Source organism: Dyadobacter sp. OTU695 (assembly GCF_038440355.1).
GTDB lineage: Bacteria > Bacteroidota > Bacteroidia > Cytophagales > Spirosomataceae > Dyadobacter.
Genome location: NZ_JASATN010000011.1, coordinates 59,898 through 82,395, shown reverse-complemented (window position 1 = coordinate 82,395; position 22,498 = coordinate 59,898). Strand labels below are relative to the sequence as shown.

General features: G+C 50.9%; 10 protein-coding genes. 1 reads left to right on the top strand and 9 read right to left on the bottom strand.

Annotation, left to right across the window (positions count from 1 at the left end):
* Positions 1-86: 86 nt before the first annotated feature.
* The 9 genes from AAHB90_RS19950 to AAHB90_RS19910 form a co-directional block, all read right to left on the bottom strand.
* The gene (locus AAHB90_RS19950) at positions 87-1,574 is read right to left on the bottom strand and encodes a capsule assembly Wzi family protein (RefSeq protein ID WP_342086963.1); all 1,488 of its coding nucleotides are present in this window, start codon (positions 1,572-1,574) and stop codon (positions 87-89) included.
* 96 nt (positions 1,575-1,670) lie between these two features.
* Entirely contained in the window at positions 1,671-4,040 is a 2,370-nt protein-coding gene (locus AAHB90_RS19945; protein ID WP_342086962.1) for an ABC transporter permease, read from the bottom strand.
* Positions 4,041-4,158: 118 nt separating this feature from the next.
* Complete coding sequence (locus AAHB90_RS19940; RefSeq protein ID WP_342086961.1) at positions 4,159-6,558, bottom strand: ABC transporter permease; 2,400 nt, start codon at positions 6,556-6,558, stop codon at positions 4,159-4,161.
* A 126-nt stretch (positions 6,559-6,684) separates the two neighbouring features.
* Complete coding sequence (locus tag AAHB90_RS19935) at positions 6,685-9,063, bottom strand: ABC transporter permease (RefSeq protein WP_342086960.1); 2,379 nt, start codon at positions 9,061-9,063, stop codon at positions 6,685-6,687.
* Between the two features lie 166 nt (positions 9,064-9,229).
* A complete protein-coding gene (locus AAHB90_RS19930) occupies positions 9,230-11,611 on the bottom strand; it encodes an ABC transporter permease (protein ID WP_342086959.1) in 2,382 nt (793 codons plus the stop codon).
* A 69-nt stretch (positions 11,612-11,680) separates the two neighbouring features.
* Positions 11,681-14,110 carry an ABC transporter permease gene (locus AAHB90_RS19925; protein WP_342086958.1) on the bottom strand — a complete coding sequence of 810 codons (2,430 nt, stop codon included), beginning with the start codon at positions 14,108-14,110 and terminating at the stop codon, positions 11,681-11,683.
* Positions 14,111-14,248: 138 nt separating this feature from the next.
* A complete protein-coding gene (locus tag AAHB90_RS19920) occupies positions 14,249-16,666 on the bottom strand; it encodes an ABC transporter permease (protein WP_342086957.1) in 2,418 nt (805 codons plus the stop codon).
* Between the two features lie 188 nt (positions 16,667-16,854).
* Complete coding sequence (locus AAHB90_RS19915; protein ID WP_342086956.1) at positions 16,855-19,236, bottom strand: ABC transporter permease; 2,382 nt, start codon at positions 19,234-19,236, stop codon at positions 16,855-16,857.
* Positions 19,237-19,421: 185 nt separating this feature from the next.
* A complete protein-coding gene (locus AAHB90_RS19910; protein WP_342086955.1) occupies positions 19,422-21,800 on the bottom strand; it encodes an ABC transporter permease in 2,379 nt (792 codons plus the stop codon).
* Between the two features lie 279 nt (positions 21,801-22,079).
* On the opposite strand from AAHB90_RS19910, the gene AAHB90_RS19905 reads away from it, so the two are divergent.
* Positions 22,080-22,475, top strand: coding sequence for a DUF4143 domain-containing protein (locus AAHB90_RS19905; RefSeq protein WP_342087097.1), 396 nt, complete (start codon positions 22,080-22,082; stop codon positions 22,473-22,475).
* Positions 22,476-22,498 lie beyond the last annotated feature (23 nt).

Below are 22,498 nucleotides of genomic sequence, written 5' to 3'. Positions count from 1 at the left end.
AATGAAGTAAAAAGCCTTAAAACTGTCCGAATTCGGACAATCTTGTTCGCCGATGGACAACCGGGAAAATCCCCTGCCGGGACTTCTCACCAGTCCTTCCGAAAACCGATATACCCACCGGTTCTCTTCCTGAAAATCTCTCCCTGATCGGTAGCAACGCGGCCGATAATGCTGGTATTTTTCAACCCGGGAACAGCATACTGCGCGCCCAGCACCGATGAAAATTGTGCCCTTGGCGGATCGAAGTCGGCGCCTGGCGTACCGAAATTCTTGCTGTATGAAAGCTTTAATGTGAGTGTCAGCGATCGGCCTGTTTTCCCCTGTGCACCCAGGTAAAACACATTCACCCGGTTATTTGGGAAAAACCGGTAATTCACGAGCTTCGACTGGTCCATGTCCTTGCCGGGGATCATGAATGGCGTCCCGACCGTCCGGCCCTGGTACGACCAACCTTCCGAATACTGGGTATGGTTGAAATAATTATCGGCCCCCTGGTATTTGCTTCCGGGAATGTAAAACTCGGAGCCTGACTGGTCTTTGGTACTAAGGAATTCCAAAGTCAGATTCGTAAGCGCCAATCCATTTCCCCCGCTTCCTGTCAGAAGCTTCAGGTTAATACCGTAAAGCCCGTCAGGGATATTCTTGAAAAGCATACTCGAAACATCCTCGAAAGGATGTTGATGGTATACAAACAGGCGGTAGTCATGAACCTTTGTCTCAAAAGCAATGTCGTAGCTTCCCAAATGGTTGCCGACACGATAGCTGTCGAATGCACCATAGCCATTTTTCTCAAACCATTTTTTGGAAGTAAATGCCAGCACTACATTAGGATAAATGGACCACGAGGATGGCAGCTCACCATTCACCGCCAGTTCAGGATGCAGTTTCAGGTATTCCGAATGCCCTGCCCACATCACGTTGTGGTTTAAGCCGACGTAAAATTTGCTTTTATGTTTGCCCAACCTCAGGTACACAAACTTCTGATGCAGCCGCACGCCCTGGATATAGTCTGTATTAAACCACCCGTGCGCAAAGCCGGCATGCACAGCCACAAAATTCCCCGTGAATTTCAACGGAGAAAAGCCAACCGTGCCGATCTGCACTTTGGGCACGGGAAGTGAATTCCCCGACACCGAATAAAATCCGGACGACATCGTAGTATCTCCCAACCCCATTACCTCACGCCGGCGCCCTACCCATAGCTCCACGCGCCTGTACCGCACGCTCGCATGGGCCTCCGGGAGCACAAATTCAAACTTGTTTTCTTTATTATACACGCCGACAGGACTCACCCCGGCACTCCAATCGAACTTTCTCGGCCGGCCTGCAAGGCTATCATAAAACGTATAGTTTTTCCGCGCTGTCGCTTGCAAAACACCTGCCGTAGCACGGTCGGGTACCGCACCGAACTGGTTGGTCCGAAGCCAGAATGGCGTCTCCCCATTGGAAGAAAGATACGCCCCCGCTTCGACACTCGCCCCGAGGTTGGATATAAGCGTACGCTTCTGGGCAAAAAGCGGCCCGGAAATAGCTATAAGAAACGCGGCAACACGGAAAGTAAAGGTTCTACACAAGTGATTCGTGCGGTAAAGATTTCCTCTGCAAGATAAAGATGAGCGCGGGAATATTTGTTACCGGAGAATGAATTGTGGGGCGACCTTCCGATCGCCCTATTCCGCCCTCAAACTCCTCACCGGATTAACAAGCGCGGCACGGATAGCCTGGAAGCTCACCGTTAGTAATGTGATCACAAGCGCTCCCAAGCCCGTACCGGCAAAAATCCACCAGGATAGCTCGGTACGGTAATAGTATTTTTGCAGCCAGCCGCTCATAAAATACCAGGCGATAGGCCCGGAGATAACACAGGAAAGCATTACCAGCAGGATAAAATCAGTCGATAGTAACTGCCATAGATTGGCAATGGATGCACCGAGTACTTTTCTGATCCCGATTTCTTTTGTGCGCTGCTCGGCGACGAAAGATGCCAGTCCGAAAAGTCCCAGGCATGAGATAAATATCGCCAGGGCCGTAAAGAAGGAGGCCAGCTTTCCAATCCTTTCCTCGTCGGCAAATTTCTTCGAAAACCGTTCATCCACAAACTGGTAAGTGAATGGACTGCCCGGATCATATTTACGGAAAACCGTCCCCACTTTTTCCAATGCGTCGCTCACGCCAACCGAAGGCGACAGCCTGATATTGATCACATTCGTGTTCCGGTAGTTGACTACAAAAAATGATGGGCTTGTTGGACTGAACGGCGACTCGCGGACCATATCTTTGATCACCCCTATCACCCGGTACTCTTTTCCACCCCAGTTCAATATCGATTCCAGCGGCTTTTTGAGAGCCATCAGCTTCAATGCTGATTCGTTGATGATCATGGCGGTTGAATCTGTCGCGTAGGCGCGGGAGAAATCCCTTCCCTGGATCAACTTCCAGCCTGCCGTTCTGCCATAATCATGGGAAATATGATTGGCCATCAGCAAAGGCACCGCATCCGGGGCTTTACCCGGCCACGAAAGATTGGTTACCCCTCCATTCTGGACCGTCATCGAACCCGAGGACTGCGAATAGCCGCTTACCACACCGGTATTCATCAGGTCGTTTTTCAATGCGTTGTAATGCCCGTGGAGAGCCCTTGTTGTCATATCCACTTCAATCAGCCCTTCCCTTTCGTACCCTACCGGGCGGTTTTTAGCATGTTGTATTTGTCTGAAAACAACAACCGTACCGATGATCAGCGTCACGGACACTGTAAATTGAGTGACCACGAGCATTTTACGCGGCAATGCGGCGAACCTGCCTGCCTTGAACGTTCCTTTCAGCACTTTTAATGGCTGGAAAGATGAAAGGTAGAGCGCCGGATAGCTTCCGGCAATCATGGCCGTGAGCAAGCTGAAAACGATCCCGGCGATCCAGAACAGCGGGTTGGTAAGCGGTAATGTGATCTTCTTCCCTGCTACTTCATTGAAAGCGGGCAGCGCGAGTCCCGCCAACATCAGCGACAGCACAAATGCGATCATCACTACCAGCAGCGATTCGCTGAAAAACTGGCTTACCAGCTGCGCCCTGACCGAACCGATGGCCTTGCGGATACCCACTTCCTTCGCGCGCTTCTCGGACCGGGCCGTACTCAGATTCATGAAATTGATACAGGCCAGCAACAGCACAAAAACGCCAATGGTACCGAAGAGCCAGACGAAGGTGACAAGGCCGCCGGTATTTACACCGTTCTCAAAATCAGAATACAAGTGCCAGCGGTCCATCGGATGCAGGAAAAATTCCGGTTTGTACCCCGGCGGGTTCTCCCTTTTCATACGCGAATCTTTGATCCTTGCCGAGGCCGTCGCAAAATCGGCACCTTCCCTGAGCTGCACGAATATCTGGTAGGAGTTTTCGTCCCAAGTCTTCTCCGCTCCCCTCGCCGATTGATCGGTAACAATAAAAAGATCCCAGGGCGCAAGCACCTGCATGTCCCTGAATGTGCTGTTATTGGGAATATCTTCAAATACCCCCGCAACCCTCACATCGCGGCTACTGTTGAGCTTTACAATGCTGTTGACGGGATTGGCATTTCCAAAAAGGGATCGGGCAAACGACTCGGATAGCAGGATCGAATTCACGTCCTTTAAGTTATCGCTGCCGGCCACGATCCGTACGGACATCATTTTCGTAAACGAAGGCTGCACGTACTGCCCGGATTTGGAGAACATCTTATCGCCATTGGAAATAATGATGTCGCGGTAGGCCGATTTGCTGACCTCCTCAAAGTCAGGATAATGCTCCTTCATATCTTCCGCAAGCGGTAACGGCACCACATTATACGCCGACTTTTCCGGCCCGAATTGCACAAATTGCCACACCTGTCCGATACGGCCATGGTTCCGGTGATAGTGGTCAAAAGACACCTCATCAAAAATCCAGAGCCCGATCAGCACCGCCACAGCCATACCCACCGAAAGCCCACCGACATTAATAGTAGAATACCCGAAGCTTTTCAGCAGGTTTCTCAATGCGATTTTGAAATAGTTGCGTATCATGTTTTTTCTTGTTTGGGGAAAGGGAAGAAAGGAATAAGGGGAGGAAAGGGAGGATGGGGACGAAGGGGAGGAAGGGGGGTAAGGGGGATAATCCCTTTCCTCCCTCCTCCCTTTCCCCCTATTCAGAACGTAACGATTTCACCGGATCCAGCAACGCCGCCCTGATTGCCTGGTAACTTACCGTTGCCAGCGTGACGAGCATCGCACCGCCGCCCGCGGCCGCGAAGATCCACCAGGGGATGTCGGTCCGGTATTCATATTTTTGAAGCCAGTTGTTCAGGAAATACCATGCGGTAGGCGTTGAAATCAGGAACGAAATGATCACCAGCAGCACAAATTCGCGGGATAGCAGTGCCCATAGGTTCGAGACAGAGGCTCCGAGCACTTTACGTACGCCAATTTCCTTCGTGCGCTGTTCGGCGGTGAAGGACGCGAGACCAAACAACCCGAGGCAGCTGATGAAGATGGCCAGCGCTGCAAACACGGTCGCCAGTGTGGCAACGCGTTCTTCGGCTGCAAATTTCAATGCATATTCCTGATCCGTGAATTTGTAGTCAAATGGTCCGCCCGGATTGACTTCACGAAACACTGCCGCCACCTTCGCCAGCGATTGTCTTAGCGGAAGCCCCGGTTTGAGTTTGATGCTGATGAAATTCGCCCATCCGTAGTTGACCATAAATAGGGTCTGACGTACGGGGCTGAACGGTGAACCCATGACCATATCGCGGATCACCCCTACCACTTTGTAAGGGTTGTCGCCCCATTTCACCGTTTGTCCCACAATATCCGACGGCTGCCTGAAACCCATGTATTTCATCGCAGATTCATTGATCACCATACCCGACGAATCGGTGGAGAACTGACGGGAGAAATCGCGGCCGCCGATAAATTGCCAGCCGACCGTTTTGCCGAAATCGTGTGAGACGCCGATCGTACCGAAGTTCTCGTGCAAATCAGGATCCTTGCCCGGCCAGGTGAAACCGCCGTTGTTCGAGCCCAGGAACGTCGACGGGGATGAGGAAGTAGACATCTCTTCAACCGCGCCTGTTTCATGCAGTTCTGCCCGAATTCTATTATACTGACTGTACAACTCGGGGGTGTTGATTTCGACGGTGATCAGTCCGTTCCGGTCGTAGCCGACCGGACGGTTTTTGGCATGCTGGATCTGCTTGTAAACGATAGCGGTACCGATAATGAGCGTCACGGATACGGTAAACTGCAACACGACCAACACCTTACGAGGCACCGAAGCGAACCGGCCGGCATTGAACGTCCCTTTCAAAACCTTCACAGGCTGAAACGACGACAGGTAAAAAGCCGGGTAACTGCCCGACAAAAGCCCGGTCAGGAAGCAAAACGCAAAACCTGCCAGCCAGAAATAGCCATTATCCCAGGGAAACCCGATCCGTTTGTCGGCTATCTCATTAAATGACGGCAAAGCGAGCACGACAATGAGGATGGCGAAAATGAAAGCCAGGAAGACGACCATGAACGATTCGCTGAAAAACTGGTTGATCAGCTGCCCCCTTACCGAACCGATCGCCTTGCGGATACCCACTTCTTTTGCACGCTTCTCGGAGCGGGCAGTGCTGAGGTTCATAAAATTGATCGATGCCAGCAACAACACAAAAGCCCCGATAATTGTAAAAAGCCATACATACCGAATGCGCCCGTCTGCTTGCCCTGAGTCGTCCCAGGTGCCGTACAAATGCCATTTCGACATCGGTAGCAGGTAGTTTTGAGGTTTCAGGAAGCGGGCTTCCGGTGTGTGTTGTATTTTGATGTTTTTAATTCTTTCCGTAACCCCTTCGAAGGTGGCATTCGGGCGGATTTGTGCCAGCAGCTGCCATGAGTTGTTGTTCCATTGCTCTTTGTCCCGCGCTTCACGGACCCAATCCTGCGTAGCCACATACAAATCCCAGGGCGCTATGAAGGTTAATTCACGGAATTCGGTATTGTAGGGCAGGTCCTCATAAACGCCCGTCACTTTCATATCCAACCGGTTATCCAGCTTCACAATCTTGTCCATCGGGTTTACGTTGCCAAACAGCGCCTCCGCCACCGACTTGGAGATGACGATCGAGTTGGGTTCCTTAAGTCCGTCGCGCGTGCCCCGCAGCATACGCAGCGTGAACAGGTGCGGTGCCTCCGCGCTCATGTAGGCACCTTTTTTGGTAAACTTGTTGTCCTTATAAGCTAATATGTGCTCATCGGTCCAGGACGACTGGATCACGTATTCGAAATCATCCTTGTGGTGCTCGCGCAGGTATTTTCCCAACGGATATGACGTATGCTCGCCGCCGTCATAGGTTTTTCCCTCGAAAACACCCCGCTCCACCACTTTGGCAATGCGGTCGTAATTGGCGTGATAACGGTTAAACCCAAATTCATCATAAACCCAAAGGCCAATCAGCATAGCCACGGCCATCCCCACAGCCAACCCGCCGATATTGATAGCCGAGTAACCTTTGCTTTTGACAAGATTACGTAATGCGATTTTGAGATAATTTTTTAGCATGGCTTGTTTTTGTTTTTGGAAAAGGGATGAAAGGAAGAAAGGGAGGAAAGGGAAGAAGGGGAGGAAGGAGAAGGGGGAGCGTAATATTCATCCTTTCCTCCCCTTCCTCCTTACTCCCTTTTCTCCTTATTCCCTTTTCAAACTTGTTACAGGATTTATCAGCGCCGCCTTCATGGCCTGGTAGCCTACTGTTGCCAGTGTAATAAGCGTAAGGCCGGCCGCCGCGGATATAAAAATTCCAGCGTCAAGGCTGATTTTAAATGCGAAGTTGTCGAGCCATTTGTGCATTGCCCAGCCCACAAGCGGGAATGCAATCACCACCGCGATCAGCAGGAGTTTGATAAAATCCATGGATAGCATTGCCACCACGTTACCGACCGAGGCACCTACCACTTTGCGGATACCGATCTCCTTCTGCCGCCGCTGGGCCGTAAATGCGGCCAATCCGAAAAGTCCGAGACATGAAATAACGATTGCCAGCCCGGCAAAATAGCCGGATAGCACACCTACCCGACGCTCCGACGCGTACAGTGCCTTATAGTTTTCATCCATAAACTGGTAGTCGAACACCAGCCCTTTATGGTAGTCCTGAAAAAGCTTCCGCACACGGGCGATCGTCTGCTCCTCCGTGCCGCTGCGGATCTTTACCATCACATTCGGCATAATGGGGTACATCTGGAAGAAGCAGGGTTTCACGGGCTCATACAGCGATTCGAAATTGAAATCCTTCACCACGCCTACGATTTGCCGCTCCATTCCCCAGAACTTCACCGTTTTGCCTACGGGGTCTTTCAGTCCCATACTTTTAATGGCCGACTCATTGAATATGATTTCATTACGCGCATTCTCGTTTTGAGAGAAAAACCGTCCCTCACGCAGTGCCATACCCATCGTTTCCATGAAATTATAACCTACTTCCAGATTCGAGAACTCGATATCTGTCCCGGCAGGTTTGCCTGGCCATTCAAAACCGGAGATCGCGCCGTGCTGGCCTGTAAGGTTATGATAGTAGCTTGACGCATTCACTACACCCGGTATGTCCCTGACTTCGCCCAGAAATGCTTCCGCCGCTTTTAATTTCAGGGAATCCATTTCAAGTGGTATTTCAAAATGAATAATGTGGTCGCGGTTGTAACCCAGGTTCCGGTTCTGGATAAACTGGATTTGCCGGTAAACGACAATGACCGAAACGATAAAAATCACCGACACGGCGAACTGGAACACCACCAGCCCGCGCCGGACGAGCAACTCTCCCGCAGTATTTCTCAGTTTCCCTTTCAAAACAGAAACAGTATCAAAACCGGACAGGTACAATGCCGGGTAACTTCCCGCCAGCAAGCCGGTTATGAGCGTAATGACCAATGCCGCAGAAATCAGCGTCGGGTCGGGTGAAAGCCTGATCTGCTTGCCGGTAATGCTATTGAATTCCGGCAACAGGAGCGTGACCATACCTATCGCGATCAGCAACGACACCAACGTAAGCAGGAGGGATTCGCTCAAATGCTGCACAATCAGCGAGCTCCGTTGCGCCCCTACCGCTTTTTTGATCCCCACTTCCTTCATGCGGCCCGACGCCCTGGCGGTGGACAAGTTCATGAAATTGATGCAGGCGATCACCAGGATGAACACTGCGATCACCGAAAACAGCCTCACGTACGTAATGCGCCCGCCCGTCTGCACGCCATTTTCGAATTGCCCATGCAGGTATTTGTCCGAATAGCGAATGGCGAAGAGTTGAAAATCGCTATCCTTGCTTTTGGATTTCAGGAAATGCCTGATCTTTTCGTTGAAGAGCGACAGTTCTGCGCCACTTTTGAGTATTACAAATGTATTGGGGTCGCTATTGCCCCAGTTCTCCATACCCGGCCGGCGCGCCTTAAACTGCTCGAAATTGAAGAGTATATCAAACTGGTTGCTCGCATTGCGCGGGTTATTTTTAAATACGCCTCCCACCCGGTAAAGTCCGCTAAACTGCCCCTCGTCCCATTTGACGGCTTTTCCAACGACATTTCGTTGGGTACCAAAGAGCTTTTCGGCCATTTCTTCGGAAAGCGCCAGCGTATTCTTGTCGCCTGTTACGGCACTGGCATTGCCCTGCGTGAACGGACAGGTAAACACCTCGAAGTAATCGTGACTGACGAACTGCCCGCCCGCTTTCAATTTGGTCTCCCCTGCCGATATAACCCCTTTGTTCGAAAACCATTCTGCCGGCACCACGGTCGTCGCCCGTTCCACTTCGGGCATTTCCGCTTTCAACGCATCGGCCAGCAAGCCCGGCGTGTGTTCGCCTGTCTTGATACCATCCTCATGCGGCTGGTTGACCATGATCTGGAACAAATGCGCATCCTTTTCATTGTGTTTATCCACACGCAATTCGTCAACCACCCAGAGGTAGATCAGCAACGTACAAGCCAGTCCCGTCGAAAGGCCCAACAGGTTAAGCAGCGTAAACTGCCGATCCTTGATCAGGTTACGCCATGCGATTTTTAGATAACTCTGGATCATAATAGTATCTTGTTTTTGTGGGAGGAAGGGGAGGAAGGGGAAGAAAGGGAGGAAGGGGACGAAAGGGACGATGGAGAAGCGGATTCCTGCTCCCTTTCCTCCATCCTCCCCTTCCTCCTTCCTCCCTTTCCTCCTTCCTCCCTTTCATCCTTCCTCCCTTTCCTCCCTATTCCGCCTTCAATGACTTAACAGGATTAATCAACGCCGCCTTAATACTTTGAAAACTAACCGTTAATACCGCGATACCGGTCGCGAGAAAACCTGCCCAGACGAAAATCCCCCAATGGATTTCGATGCGGTAAGCGAAGTCCTGCAACCAGCGGTGCATGAAGTACCAGGCTGCCGGGCTCGCGACGACGATGGCAATGAGCACGAGTTTCAGGAAATCCATCGATAGCATGGCGGTAATCCCTGCTACCGAGGCGCCGAGCACTTTCCGTATGCCTATTTCCTTGGTCCGCTGCTCGATGGCGAAAATGGCCAACCCGAAAAGTCCGAGGCACGACAAGCACACCGACAGCAAAGCAAAAGTGGTTGTCAGGCGCGTTGCGAGTTCTTCGCGCTGATAAAACTTGGCGATTTCATCATCATAGAAACTGTATTCGAAAACATTTTCGGGAAACTGCTTCTGCCAGGCCGCGGTAATCCGCCCGATCGTCGAGGCATTTACGCGGCTCAGCTTCACTCCCGCCCGGCGATAACGTGATTGATCCGCAAAAACGATCGTCGGCTCTATACCTGTGTAAAGGTCGCCGTTGTTGAAATCGGACAATACGCCTACAATGGTGCCGGTTTTTCCCGCATCACCCACGTGAAGCCTTCGGTTCAATGCAGCCTCGGGCGATTTCAGTCCCAGTGCCCGTACCAGTTTCCGGTTGATCAGCAGCTCATTGAGCGTATCCGAATGCACCGGAACGCGCCCTGCGACTAATTTCAATCCATATGTTTGCACAAAATGATCATCCGCAGCCCTCGACCGCGCCACAAATTTCTCCCAATCTCGATTTTCGAATTTGATCGTCCCGCCGCCACTCATCTGTACCGACGGGGCACTCCTGAAAAACGACAGGTCGGTTACCTCGGGCAGTGCCGATAGTTCGTTGCGCAATGCATTAAGCTTGCCGGTTTCTGTTTCGGGCAAATTCAAATGCAGGATCAGATCCTTATTGATTCCCAGATCCTTATTTTTCAGGAATTGCGATTGCAGGACGATGAGCGTCGATACTGCGATCAGGACAAATGAAATGCTGAATTGTGTCACCACCAACCCTTTTCTTACCGAAAAAAAGCTCCGGTTATTCTCCTTCAACAATCCCTTGATCGCCTTCACCGGGTTGAACCTGGAAATGACAAAAGCCGGATAAACGCCGGCCAGCATGATGACAAACAGTAACAGTACCGCACAGAAAGTCAGTAACTGAGGATCCCGGAAAATATCAATACGCACATTCAGGCCCAGCCATTGACTTAACATCGGCGCAAAAAGCCAGGCGAGCACTACGGACATTGCTCCTGCGGCCAGGGTTAGTAATGCTGTTTCCTGTATAAAAAGCCAGAAAACCTGCGCCTGCGAGACACCCAGCACTTTTCTAACCCCTACTTCCTTGCCGCGCTTGAACGCCTGTGCGGTCGACAGGTTGATGAAATTGAAGCAGGCGATGAGAATGAGCAATATACCGACAGTAGCCAGCAGGGTGATCGTGCTGTATTTGATCTTTCCGCCGTATGCAATGTTGAAATGCACATCCGGCAAGTCCTGCAAATGGTAATGGAATACATTGCCGTCAGGACCGTAATATTTGGCGGCGAATCCAGGCATTTGTGCTTCAAATGCGGCTTTGTCTTCCGGCGAGCGAAGCGTAATAAAAGTTTCGCGCGCGCTGTCGATCCAGCCCCAGTCTTCGTAGCCGTATTCCAGGACGACCTTTTTTAAGGTAGGCAGCGAAACGAAAACATCCTGCCTGAAATCGGTCTGCTCGGGGTAATCGGCAACAATGCCTGCGACCACAAGATTTTCGCGGTTATTGGCGCGGATTACCTTCCCGATTGCATTGCCGCTCCCGAAATATTTCCGGGCGTACCGTTCTGTAACCACGGCCTGATTGGGCGCAGCCATGGCGGAAGCATTGCCGCTGATCCATTTGTAATCGAATATTTTAAAGAAATCCGAATTCGTAAAAACCAGGTGGTCCTTTTCGAGGAATTTACGGGAGGTTCCGTCGCTGTCGATCCGGATTGTCAGTTCCTTATGCGCTACATAAGCGGCTTGTTTTACGTAGCTAAACTCCTTTTTCAACGTTTCATGCAAAACAAATGCCGAACCTCGCTCCTGCTCTACCGAACCATCTTCAAGATGCAAATCCACCACCACGCGATACGTTCTGCCGGCATTGGCATGGTACCTGTCCACGCTGAGATGGTATTTCACCAACTGGAATATCACAATCGCCCCGGCCATCCCGACGGCCAGGCCAATGAGATTGATCCCGGCGTAAACCTTATGTTTCGTCAGACTTCGAAGCGTGAATTTTAAGTAGCTACCGATCATGATTTATTTCTAAGGATGAAAGGGAGGAAGGAGGAAAGGGACGAAATGGTATTACACCTCCATTCTTCGTTATTCCATTTTTAAACTCTTTACAGGGTTGGTCAAAGCCGCTTTGATCGCCTGGTAACTCACCGTCGCGAGTGTGAGCGCCAGGGCGCCCGCACCTGCGAGAACAAATATCCACCAGCTGATTTCCGTACGATATTGGTAGTTTTCGAGCCATTCGTTCATTGAGTACCAGGCCAATGGCACGGCAATAAGGCTCGCGACAGCCACCAATAGAACAAAGTCTGTGGAGAGCATACGCCACAATGCCACTACCGATGCGCCCAGCACTTTGCGGATGCCTATTTCCCTCGTGCGCTGTTCTGCGGTGAAAGAGGCCAGTCCGAACAGGCCGAGGCAACTGATCAAAACAGCCAACACGGCGAAAAAGCCCGCCAGCTTTCCGATCCGCTCTTCCGTTCTGAACTTGGCGTCGTACTCCTGGTCGGCAAACTTGTACTCGAACGGCGCTGCGGGCACCAGTTTTTTGAATACATTTTCAATAGCGGGCAAAGCCGTAGCCGAACTCACATGCGGGTTCAGCCTGATATTGATCCAGTTGGGAGACCCAAAGAGAAAGAAAACGGTCGGTTTGACAGGGGCGAACGGCGATTCCATAACCATATCTTTCACGACGCCGAGGACCGTGAACGACTTGCGGATGTTGTTGGTCATCCATTGACTTTTCCATGAAACGACCATTCCAACCGGGTCGGCAACACCCAGCAGACGTGCGGCAGATTCGTTGATGACGAAGCCGGCAGTATCGGACGCGAAGTCTTTTGAAAAATTTCGGCCGCCTACAAATTGCCAGCCGACCGTTTTGGCATATTCAGGCGAAACTGTCAGGGTAGCAAAAGTTTCGACAAAATCCTCCGGCATTCCTTTCCAGTTGAATCCCTCATTAGACGACCATACACCGGTAACAGGACTTTGCGATTCGGCAACTTCCTCCACCATGCCGGTATTCTTCAGTTCGGTACGGATAATGTCTGTTTTTCCGTAAAAATCGTCGGTTTTCATCGGTATCATCACCAACCCGTCGCGTGAGTAGCCGACCGGCCGCTCTTTGGCAAATCTGATTTGTCTGTATACGACGGTAGTACAGATGATCAGCGTAACGGAAATGGTGAATTGCAAAACCACCAGAACTTGCCGAGGCGTGTAGGCAAATCGCCCGAAATGCGTTCTCAGCGATGTACCCGAGCCTTTGAGCACTTTCACGGGCTGGAATGACGTGAGATAAATGGCCGGATAACCACCCGCGAGCAAGGATGTAAGCAGTACAAAACCTCCACTATAAGCCCAGAAATAAAGATTATCCCAGGCAATAATCATTTGCTTCGCAGCCAGATTATTGAACCATGACAACGAAAATACCACCCCGACCAGCGCAACCACGAACGATAATACCACGACGAGAAGCGATTCACTGAAAAACTGCCCGACGAGCTGCATTCGCATTGAACCGATCGCCTTGCGTACACCCACTTCCCTTGCGCGCGTCTCCGAGCGCGCAGTACTCAGATTTACAAAATTGATGCAAGCCAGCAACAGCACAAAAAAGCCGATCAGACCAACCATCCATACGTATTTTACAGGCCCGTCGCCCACAGCGCCATTCCAGAAGTCGGAGTACAAATGCCAGTCTTTCATGGGATGCACCCACATTTCGGGGCGGGTGGCGGCTTCTTCCCGCATATCATCCATTTTACGGATCGCATTCAGCTCTGAAAGGCGGATAGCTTTGCTTGCTGTTCCAAAATCGGCATTATCCGCCAGTTGTGTGAAGATCCAGATCGCGTGGTTGTCCCACTTCTTATCCTTCATCCACCTGTTTTTTTCCAGGAAATAATCCCACGAGCCCATGAACTGCACATCACTGAATCGGGTATTTTTCGGAAAATCCTCATAAACGCCTGTCACTTTCAGGTTCAGGTCGGTATCAACCTTCACAATCTTGTTCATAGGATTCACGTCACCGAAAAGTGCGTGGGTGGTTGATTGCGAGAGAATAATGCCCTGCTGGTCGTCCAGCGCCGACCACGAGCCGCTTACCATGCGAAGCCCGAACATTTCCAGCGCCCCGGCTTCAATAAAATGTCCGTTGCGGGATAGTTTCGTGTCGCCGGACGTAAGAATTTTCTCACCGGTCTGGGTGGAAGCGATAATGCGTTTGAAATTGCCGGCATAATGTGTTTTCAACTCCTGGACGTACGGCACCGGCAGAGAGAACCACGTTTTCTTCTCGCTATGCTCCACCCGGTTTTGCAGCACTTGCCCTATCCGGTCGTAATTTTTAAAATAGCGGTTGAACGAAAGTTCGTCATAAATCCACAAGCCGATCAGCATAGCCACACCCATCCCGATCGCCAATCCTCCAATATTGATGGCCGAATACCCCTTGTTTTTCCAAAGGCTGCGGAAGATGATTTTCAGATAGTTTTTTAGCATGATTTATTTTTTTGAAAATAGGGAGAAAGGGGATGAAGGGGAGGAAAGGAACGATGGAGAAGCGGATCCCTCCTCCCTTTCCTCCATCCTCCCCTTCCTCCCTTTCAGCCTTCCTTTCATCCTTCCTCCCTTTCATCCCTATTCCGCCTTCAACGACTTCACCGGATTAATCAACGCCGCCTTGATACTCTGAAAACTCACCGTCAGCAGAGCGATACTTACCGCGAGCACACCGGCCAGCAGGAATACCCACCATTCGATACTGACCTTGTAGGCGAAATCCGATAGCCACCTGTGCATCCCATACCAGGCCAGCGGCGAGGCGATGACGATGGCAATGCCGACGAGTTTTACAAAATCTTTGGAGAGTAGCGACACGATGCTCAATACCGAAGCGCCGAGCACTTTACGGACGCCGATTTCTTTGGTGCGCTGGATGGTCGTAAATGTGGCCAGCCCGAACAAACCTAGGCAGGCGATTACCACCGCAAGTCCGGCAAAAATCCCGAACAGCTTCCCTACCCGCTGCTCCGATTCATACATTTTACTGAAACGCTCGTCCAGGAATGAATAGGCGAACGGGTTGTCCGATGTAGCTTTCCAGGTCTTTTCCAGTGTTTTAAGCAAACCCGGAATATCCTGCGTTTGAATGCGAAGCGCTATCTGATACTGATCTCCACCATAAAACATCACCAATGGGGCAATGCGCTCGTGCATCGAACGGAAATGAAAATCTCTGGTCACGCCCACGACCGTATAAAACTTCCTGCTCTCCGGCGTACCGTTGCCGATGGTCCTGATACGCTTTCCGATCGGGTTTTTCCAACCAAATTGCTTTGCAGCGGCCTCATTAATCAGTACAGACGCACTGTCGCCGCCAAAGGCTTTGGAAAAATTGCGGCCTGATGCCATGCCGATACCCAGCGTTTTCAGATAGTCTTCGTCGACCTGGTAGGTAGTAAAACGGTACGGGGTGATATTGTTGTCGGCATTTTCGGGCAGGAAACCGTCCGTTCCGTTGTTGGAGGAGCCGGCAGGAAGGTACCCCGCAAGGGTTACGCTGCTTACTGCCGAAAGGCTGGCCAGCTGTTCTTTGAAAGTCTTTGCTTTATCGCCCAACAAATGCGTGTCATGCAGGATCAACACATGTTCTTTGTCGAAACCCACATTTTTATTCTGAATAAAACGCAGCTGCTGGTAAACGACCATGGTAGCGATGATCATGGCGATCGAAACGACGAATTGAACAGTCACCAGGGTATTCCGAAGCCGACCGCTTTTTACACCTGCCTGAATGCTCCCTTTCAATACCGCCACCGGCCTGAATGCCGAAAGGAAAAATGCAGGATAACTTCCTGCCAGCAGGCCTACGACCAGGCACCCGGCCAATGCATATGCGATCATTCGGGCATTGAGAATGGACTGCAGATCAAACTGCTTCCCTGCCAGGTCGTTGAATCCGGGCAATAGCAGCACTACCAGCCCGAAAGCGACCAAAAGTGCGAAAAGCGTTACCAAAATCGATTCGGTAAGGAACTGCGCCATCAGTTGCTGGCGCACCGAACCCATTACTTTGCGGACGCCCACCTCCTTGGCCCTACCCGCCGAGCCGGCCGTGGAAAGGTTCATGAAATTGATGCAGGCAATCAGGAGAATGAATGCGGCGATGGCCGTGAATATGTAAATGTATTTGATATTGCTGTTCCCTTCCAGCTCGTTTTCAAGATTGGAAGTGAGATGAATGTCGGTTAGCGGCTGGAACGCGAAACCAAACTTATCGCCTTTGCGCAAATACTCCTCGTAGCTTATTCCAAGGAACTCCTGGATTTCCGGACCAATGTATTTTCTGACGAACTGAGGCATCCGGGCGGTAAGTTTTTCAGCAGGGTAGCCTTTGCGCAGCAAAACATAAGTGTGCGCACCGCTCGACAGCCATTTTTCACCCAGCGTGACGGATTTCATCGATCCGAAAAAATCATAGTGGAAATGTGAATTAGAAGGTACATCTTCGCACACGCCTGTAACCCGGAACAAACCCATACTTCCCATCGTCAGGCTCTTCCCGATCGGATCATCGTTCCCGAAGTATTTCAATGCGGTTGATTGGGTTAAAACGACGGTTCTCGGTTCTTTCAGCACACGGTTGACATCGCCTTTTAACAGCGGTATGGAGAAGAAATTGAAAAAGTTAGAGTCGGTAAAAATGACCCGCTCTTCCAAAAAGCGCCTTTCTCCGTTTTTAACAAGGAAAGTACCATTGGTATTGAGCCTTGTGTACGCCTCTACGCCCGGGTAGTCGCGCATGAGGGCGGGTCCTGTGGGAGCGGACGCCCCCGCGAGATTAATGTCATTCCCCCCGATCCGGCCATGCAATGTGACCCTGAAAATGCGGTCCGCATTCCTGTTGAATCGGTCGTAGCTCGACTCATGCTGCACGAAGAGCAGGATCAGCATGCACGTCGCTAATCCGACTGCAAGCCCGAGGATATTAATGGAAGCAAAGGCCTTCTTATTCCAAAGGCTCCGAAGGGCGATTTTCAGATAACTGGATATCATAACTGCGCCGGTTACGAGGGTGGACGGATGGATGTACCGGTTTGATAGTCAAATTATGCACCAGTCGATAACAATATCACAATTACCTGAAAATCAATTTTTTATATTTTAACAAAACAAATCAAAGGTGTTCGCTATCGGACACGTCCCGTTCGATTTGGAACGGGACGGTGCAACCGGGCAGTCAATTACTCGCTCCGCAAGCTCTTCACCGGGTTCATCACAGCAGCCTTGATACTCTGGAAACTGACTGTCGCGAACGCTATGGCAATAGACATTACGGCGGCAATCGCGAATATCCACCAGTAAATATCGGTGCGGTAAGCGAAGTTTTCCAACCAGCGGTCCATTCCGAAGTAAGCAATGGGCGACGCCACCACGAACGCTATGAGTACTAGTTTAAGAAAATCCTTGGAAAGCAAACCCACAATGCTGGCAACGGATGCGCCCATAACCTTCCTCACACCGATTTCCTTCGTGCGTTGCGTGGTGCTGTAAGACGCCAGCCCCAGCAAGCCCAGGCAGGAAATGAATATCGCCAGGACCGCAAAATTGAAAAACAGCTTTTCAAACCGCTCTTCGCTGCGGTATTGTCGGTCGAAGAACTCGTCCATAAAATAGTAGCTAAACGGTCTGCCTGGAATCGCTTCTTTCCACTTCGCCTCCACAGCGGCGACGGTTTCCTTCAAACGGTTACCTTCAATCTTGACCGAAACAAGATTTGCCCCGCCGGGCTCAATACGCATGGTGAGTGGTTTGATGTTTTCCTGCAATGACCGGAAATGGAAGTCCTTAATCACGCCGACGATCTTACCCTCGCGCCCCCATTGCTTGAAGCGGCGCCCGAGCGCATCCTCGGGTTTGGCATAACCCAAAAGTTTCACAGCCGCCTCGTTGATCACCATCGCCTGGGTAGTATCCGTGCCAAACTCCCTCGAAAACGGGCGACCGGCTGCCATTTTCAGGCCAAATTGCGGGATATAGTCAAAATCTACGAAATATAGGTCCAGGTTCGCGACCTGCAAATCACCGCTCCTGTTCTCGATTTCGGAATACGCGCCGGGGTTCGAGCTACCCGGAACACTCGATGATGCCGCGGTAGATTTTACGCCCGCCAACCCGTTCAGCGACTCTTTGAATGCCTGCCGCTTGGGGTCACCCTCCGTGTTGAGCACCAGCATCTGGTCCTTGCTGAAACCGAGGTCCCGGTTACGCATATAGTTCATCTGAATATAGACGATCATCGTTGCAATAATCAGCGCAATCGAAATAGCAAACTGAACCGTCACCAGCCCTTTTCGCAACAAAATACCTTTGATACTGGTCGTAAACCTTCCTTTCAAAACCGTTACCGGCTCAAACGACGATAGTACCAATGCCGGATAAATACCGGCCAGTACCCCGATCAGAATTGCGGCCACCAGCATGTATATCAGAAATAAAGGATCGGCAAATATGCCGGAAACGATCACTTTGCCTGCCAGATTGTTGAATAACGGTACCAGCGCAGCCGAAAGCGTGATTGAAAACACAAAGGCGATCAAACAAAGCAATACCGATTCACTCACAAACTGGCTCGCCAGCAATCCTTTGGCAGCTCCTACCGCCTTGCGTATCCCTACTTCCTTCGCCCGCTCCGCCGAACGCGCCGTAGTGAGGTTCACGAAGTTGATGCAGGCGATCAGCAGAATAAATGCAGCAACAACCGAGAACACATATACGTTGCTTATGCTGCCCTTTTCCGGTACATCTCGCTCCGAACGCAAATGCACGTCCAGCAGCGGTTCCAGGAAAAGCTTATACGACATTTTCGACTCCCGCATGAGCTTGCCCGCACGGCGCTGGAGATAGGCCGGGAACTTCTTTTCCAAAGCTTTGCTATCCGTCCCTGGTTTCAGAAGCAAGTAGGTCGTTGCGCCGAAATTACCCCATTCATCGTCGATACCGCGGTTGAAACGCTGGGTCATGGTGGTCATCGAAACGAACATATCGCCTTTAATGAGTGAGTTCTCGGGGATATCTTTCATAACCCCAGTCACTTTCGCCGGAAGGCCTTCCCCCGACAGCAGCAAGGTTTGCCCGACAGGATCGATTTCACCAAAATACTTTTTAGCGGCCTTTTCCGTAAAAACCAGGCTCAGCGGCTCTTTCAGTGCCGTTTTAGGATCGCCCTGAATTAATTTAAAATCAAAAACCCGGAAAAGCGATGAATCGGCAAAGACCGTTGCTTCTTCCTGAAATTTGAGATCTCCCTTCCGTACCAGGAAACTGCCACCGTTAATGCGTGCATAGGCTTCAACTTCGGGAAAATCCTGTTTGATCGTCGGGCCGTATGCCCATGAAGTAATGCCTGCATTAATCGTTTCGGAAGGTGTGATCACGTCGGTCACCAACCTGTAAATGCGGTCCGATTTGGAATGGAACGCGTCGTAAGTCAGCTCGAAATTGACGTACAGCGAAATCAGCAGGCAGGCCGACATCCCGACGGTTAGTCCAAGGATGTTGATCAACGAAAATACCTTGTGCTTCCAAAGATTGCGGAAGGCGATTTTGAAATAGTTTTTTAACATGGCTGTCAGGTAAATAAGGCTTTAAACCTGACCTATATTAAATGTGTACCAAAATAAATAACCATCTGATAATCAAAACATAACCTCCTAAAACAAAAACTCAGCTGTCCGAAAACGGACAGCTGAGCGGAATTCTGATATTCGGCGGGTCACAAGTTTGTGAAGCACGGTATCTGACATAACTATTAGTCATTCTTTAAAGAGGCCGCTGGATTGACCGTCGCTGCATGTATGGCCTTGAAGCCCACGGTCAGAAGAGTTATAACCAGCATCATGGCGATCGTTGCGAAATGCACCCACAGCGGGGCGCCGATCCGGTAAGCAAAATCCTCCAACCAATGCGACATAAAGTACCAGGCAACAGGCATGGCTATAACACCCGATACGAGTACCAGCACAACAAACTCCCTCGAAAGCATGCCCACAATGCCCGCAGCCGTGGCGCCGAGCACTTTCCGTATGCCGATTTCCTTTGTCCGCGTTTCCGTGGTGAACGTAACAAGTCCGAAGAGCCCCATGCAGGCAATGAAAATGGCGAGTGCCGTGAATACCGAGAACATGCCGGAGAGACGCATTTCGTTTTTGAATGTCTCGTTGAATGCCTCGTCGAGGAAATAATATTCGAAAGGGGTTTCCAGATCGTATTTTTTGAAAAGTCGGCCTATTGCTTTTACGCTGCCGGCCATGTCCGCCTGCGCGCCCATCCGCACATACAACACACCCCGTGACGAGCCGGGCATGCGCAGCATGTTTGTCGTATCGCCCGCTACCGACAGCATCATTGCCCTGGCGCCATGCTGCACGTCCGTGAAGTCGAAGTTTTTTACTATTCCGTCCAGGTTCATGCCTTCGCTAATCTGCTGCCCGATCGGGTCGCCTTTGAAGCCAAGTTGCGCAACCGCCAGTTCATTCAACAGGGCCTGGTTGGTGCGTTTTCCCACCTGCGGCGGTGTTTTCCATTTCAGTCCAAGGGTACCCACAAACTGCTCATCCACCACCATTTGCGCGACCGAAATGTCTTTTTGGGTGGTTTTGTTCGGAAGAAAAAACATATTATACCCCTTGAAGAGGCCCACATTCGCAAAGGTCGCGCTCGACACGCCGGCCTGCTGCCGCACCGCATTCCGGAAGGGAATATAATTGGCGGCCATCGACGGCCCCAGGGGAATACTCAGCACCTGCTCCTTGTTAAGCCCGAGGTCCTTCCTTTGCATAAAAGCGAGCTGTTCGCGCACGATCAGGCTTCCGACGATGAGCGCCATCGAAACCGCAAACTGAAAAACGGTGAAAACGCGCCTCACACCTACCCCGCCGATACTGCCCGTAAACCGCCCTTTGATCACTTCCAAAGGCGCGAAGCCCGACAACACGAACGCCGGGTAACTCCCCGCGACTAATGCGGTAATGGCCAATAGACCAGCCAGGAACGACAAAAAGAAAGGCGATATCACAAAAGAAGTATCGATTTTCAAACCCAGCAGCGCATAAAACGGCTGACTCAGGTAAAAAACCATCAGCAGTCCCAGACCGAAAGCCAGTAAACACACCAATGCTGATTCCATATAAAACTGGCCACTCAGGCCCGCACGGGTGGCGCCTACGACCTTCCGCACGCCCACCTCACGTGCGCGCTGCGTTGCCCGCGCGGTGGTGAGGCTCATATAGTTGAAGAGCGCGAGCATTAGAATAGCTATGGCGGCAGCTGTGAAAATCGGGATCAGTTTGCTGTTCCCGGCTTCGTTGAACGCCCCACCGAGGTGCATGTCGTCGAGGCTTTCCAGCGTGTACTGCGGTTTTAGGTCAGGCTGACCTTCCTTTAAATGGCTAACGCGATTGATACCTTTCTCTACAAGCGCTTTCGAGTCTGCGGAATTCAGAAGCAGGTACACGTTGAAAATCCCGCCTCCGTTTTCCCAATTTTTATGGTTTGCCTCGCTCAATGCGGGATAGGTAGCACTGGAAATAACAAAATCAAAGTCCAGCGAAGAATTGGAAGGCGGGTTTTTGGCCACGCCGGTAATCTGAACGAGGTGCTTGCCTTCATACAACAGCGCCTTGCCGATGACGTCCGCTTTTCCAAAATACTTCACCGCCGTACGCTCCGAAACCACCATCGTAAACGGCTTTTGCAACGCCTCCGCCGGATTCCCTTTTTCAAGCGGAAAACTAAATATTTTAAAAAACGACGGATCGGCGAACATGACATTCTTTTCCAGGACCGCTTCCGCTTTCCGTGCAGGATCGGCAATGGCAACGTTTCTGTACGAGGGCAAAATCCGCACGTAATCCGACACCTGCGGAACGCCTTCCGCCAGTGCGGGCCCGAAACTCGCGGCGAAAGCATTCATCTGGAACTCATTGTCGCCCATTTTTACCTTTCCCAATACCCGGTGAATGTCGCGGTGCCGGGCATGAAAGCGGTCGTAACTATGCTCGTGGACGACAAACATCAATATGAGCGTAGACACGCATATCCCCGCTGCCAATCCCAGGATGTTGATCAGTGCATATGTTCTGTGCCGGAAAAGGCTTCGAACAGCGATTTTAAGATAGTTTTTGAGCATAGGTGTAGCGGACAGACATTGATTGTCGATTTAAACCATCAGTCAACAAATCCGTACCACCACATCAAACCACTCAATATCAAATACTTATTCGAAAATAGGTGTCCAAAACCGGACACCGGTCAATATATTAACCTATAATAGATAAAAGTGTATTTTAGTAATAGACACTTTTGTTTGATATTAGCATACAAAATTGTAACGTCGAATTGTAAAGCAGAGCAATGATCTTAAAAAGTACCATAGCAAGCGTCGCAGAGGCACAAAAGGCCAACCTCTCTGTCCTGGCAGCTCATCAATCCGCGTAAGGTATACGCGATCGACACGGGGGTTGTGAATGCCAACTCCGGCTCGTTTACGGATGATTTCGGCAGTGTATTCGAAAACCTCGTTTTCCTACATCTGCGCAGAAATTACAAGGAAATCTACTATTTCTCAGAAAAGGGCGAATGCGACTTTGTGCTGTCGGAAAAAGGGATTGTGCGGAAGGTGGTGCAGGTTTGCTATGATCTCAACCACGACAATATGGATCGCGAATTAAAGGGCCTTTTTGAAGCCATAGCACATTTCGGGCTAAATGGGGGAACGCTCGTTACATTCAACCAGACCGACGAATTCGAGCGGGACGGCATGAAAGCGCTTGTAGTACCTGCGCATCAATATCTGACAGATTAAAAAAATGCCGGGCTGTCGGGCCC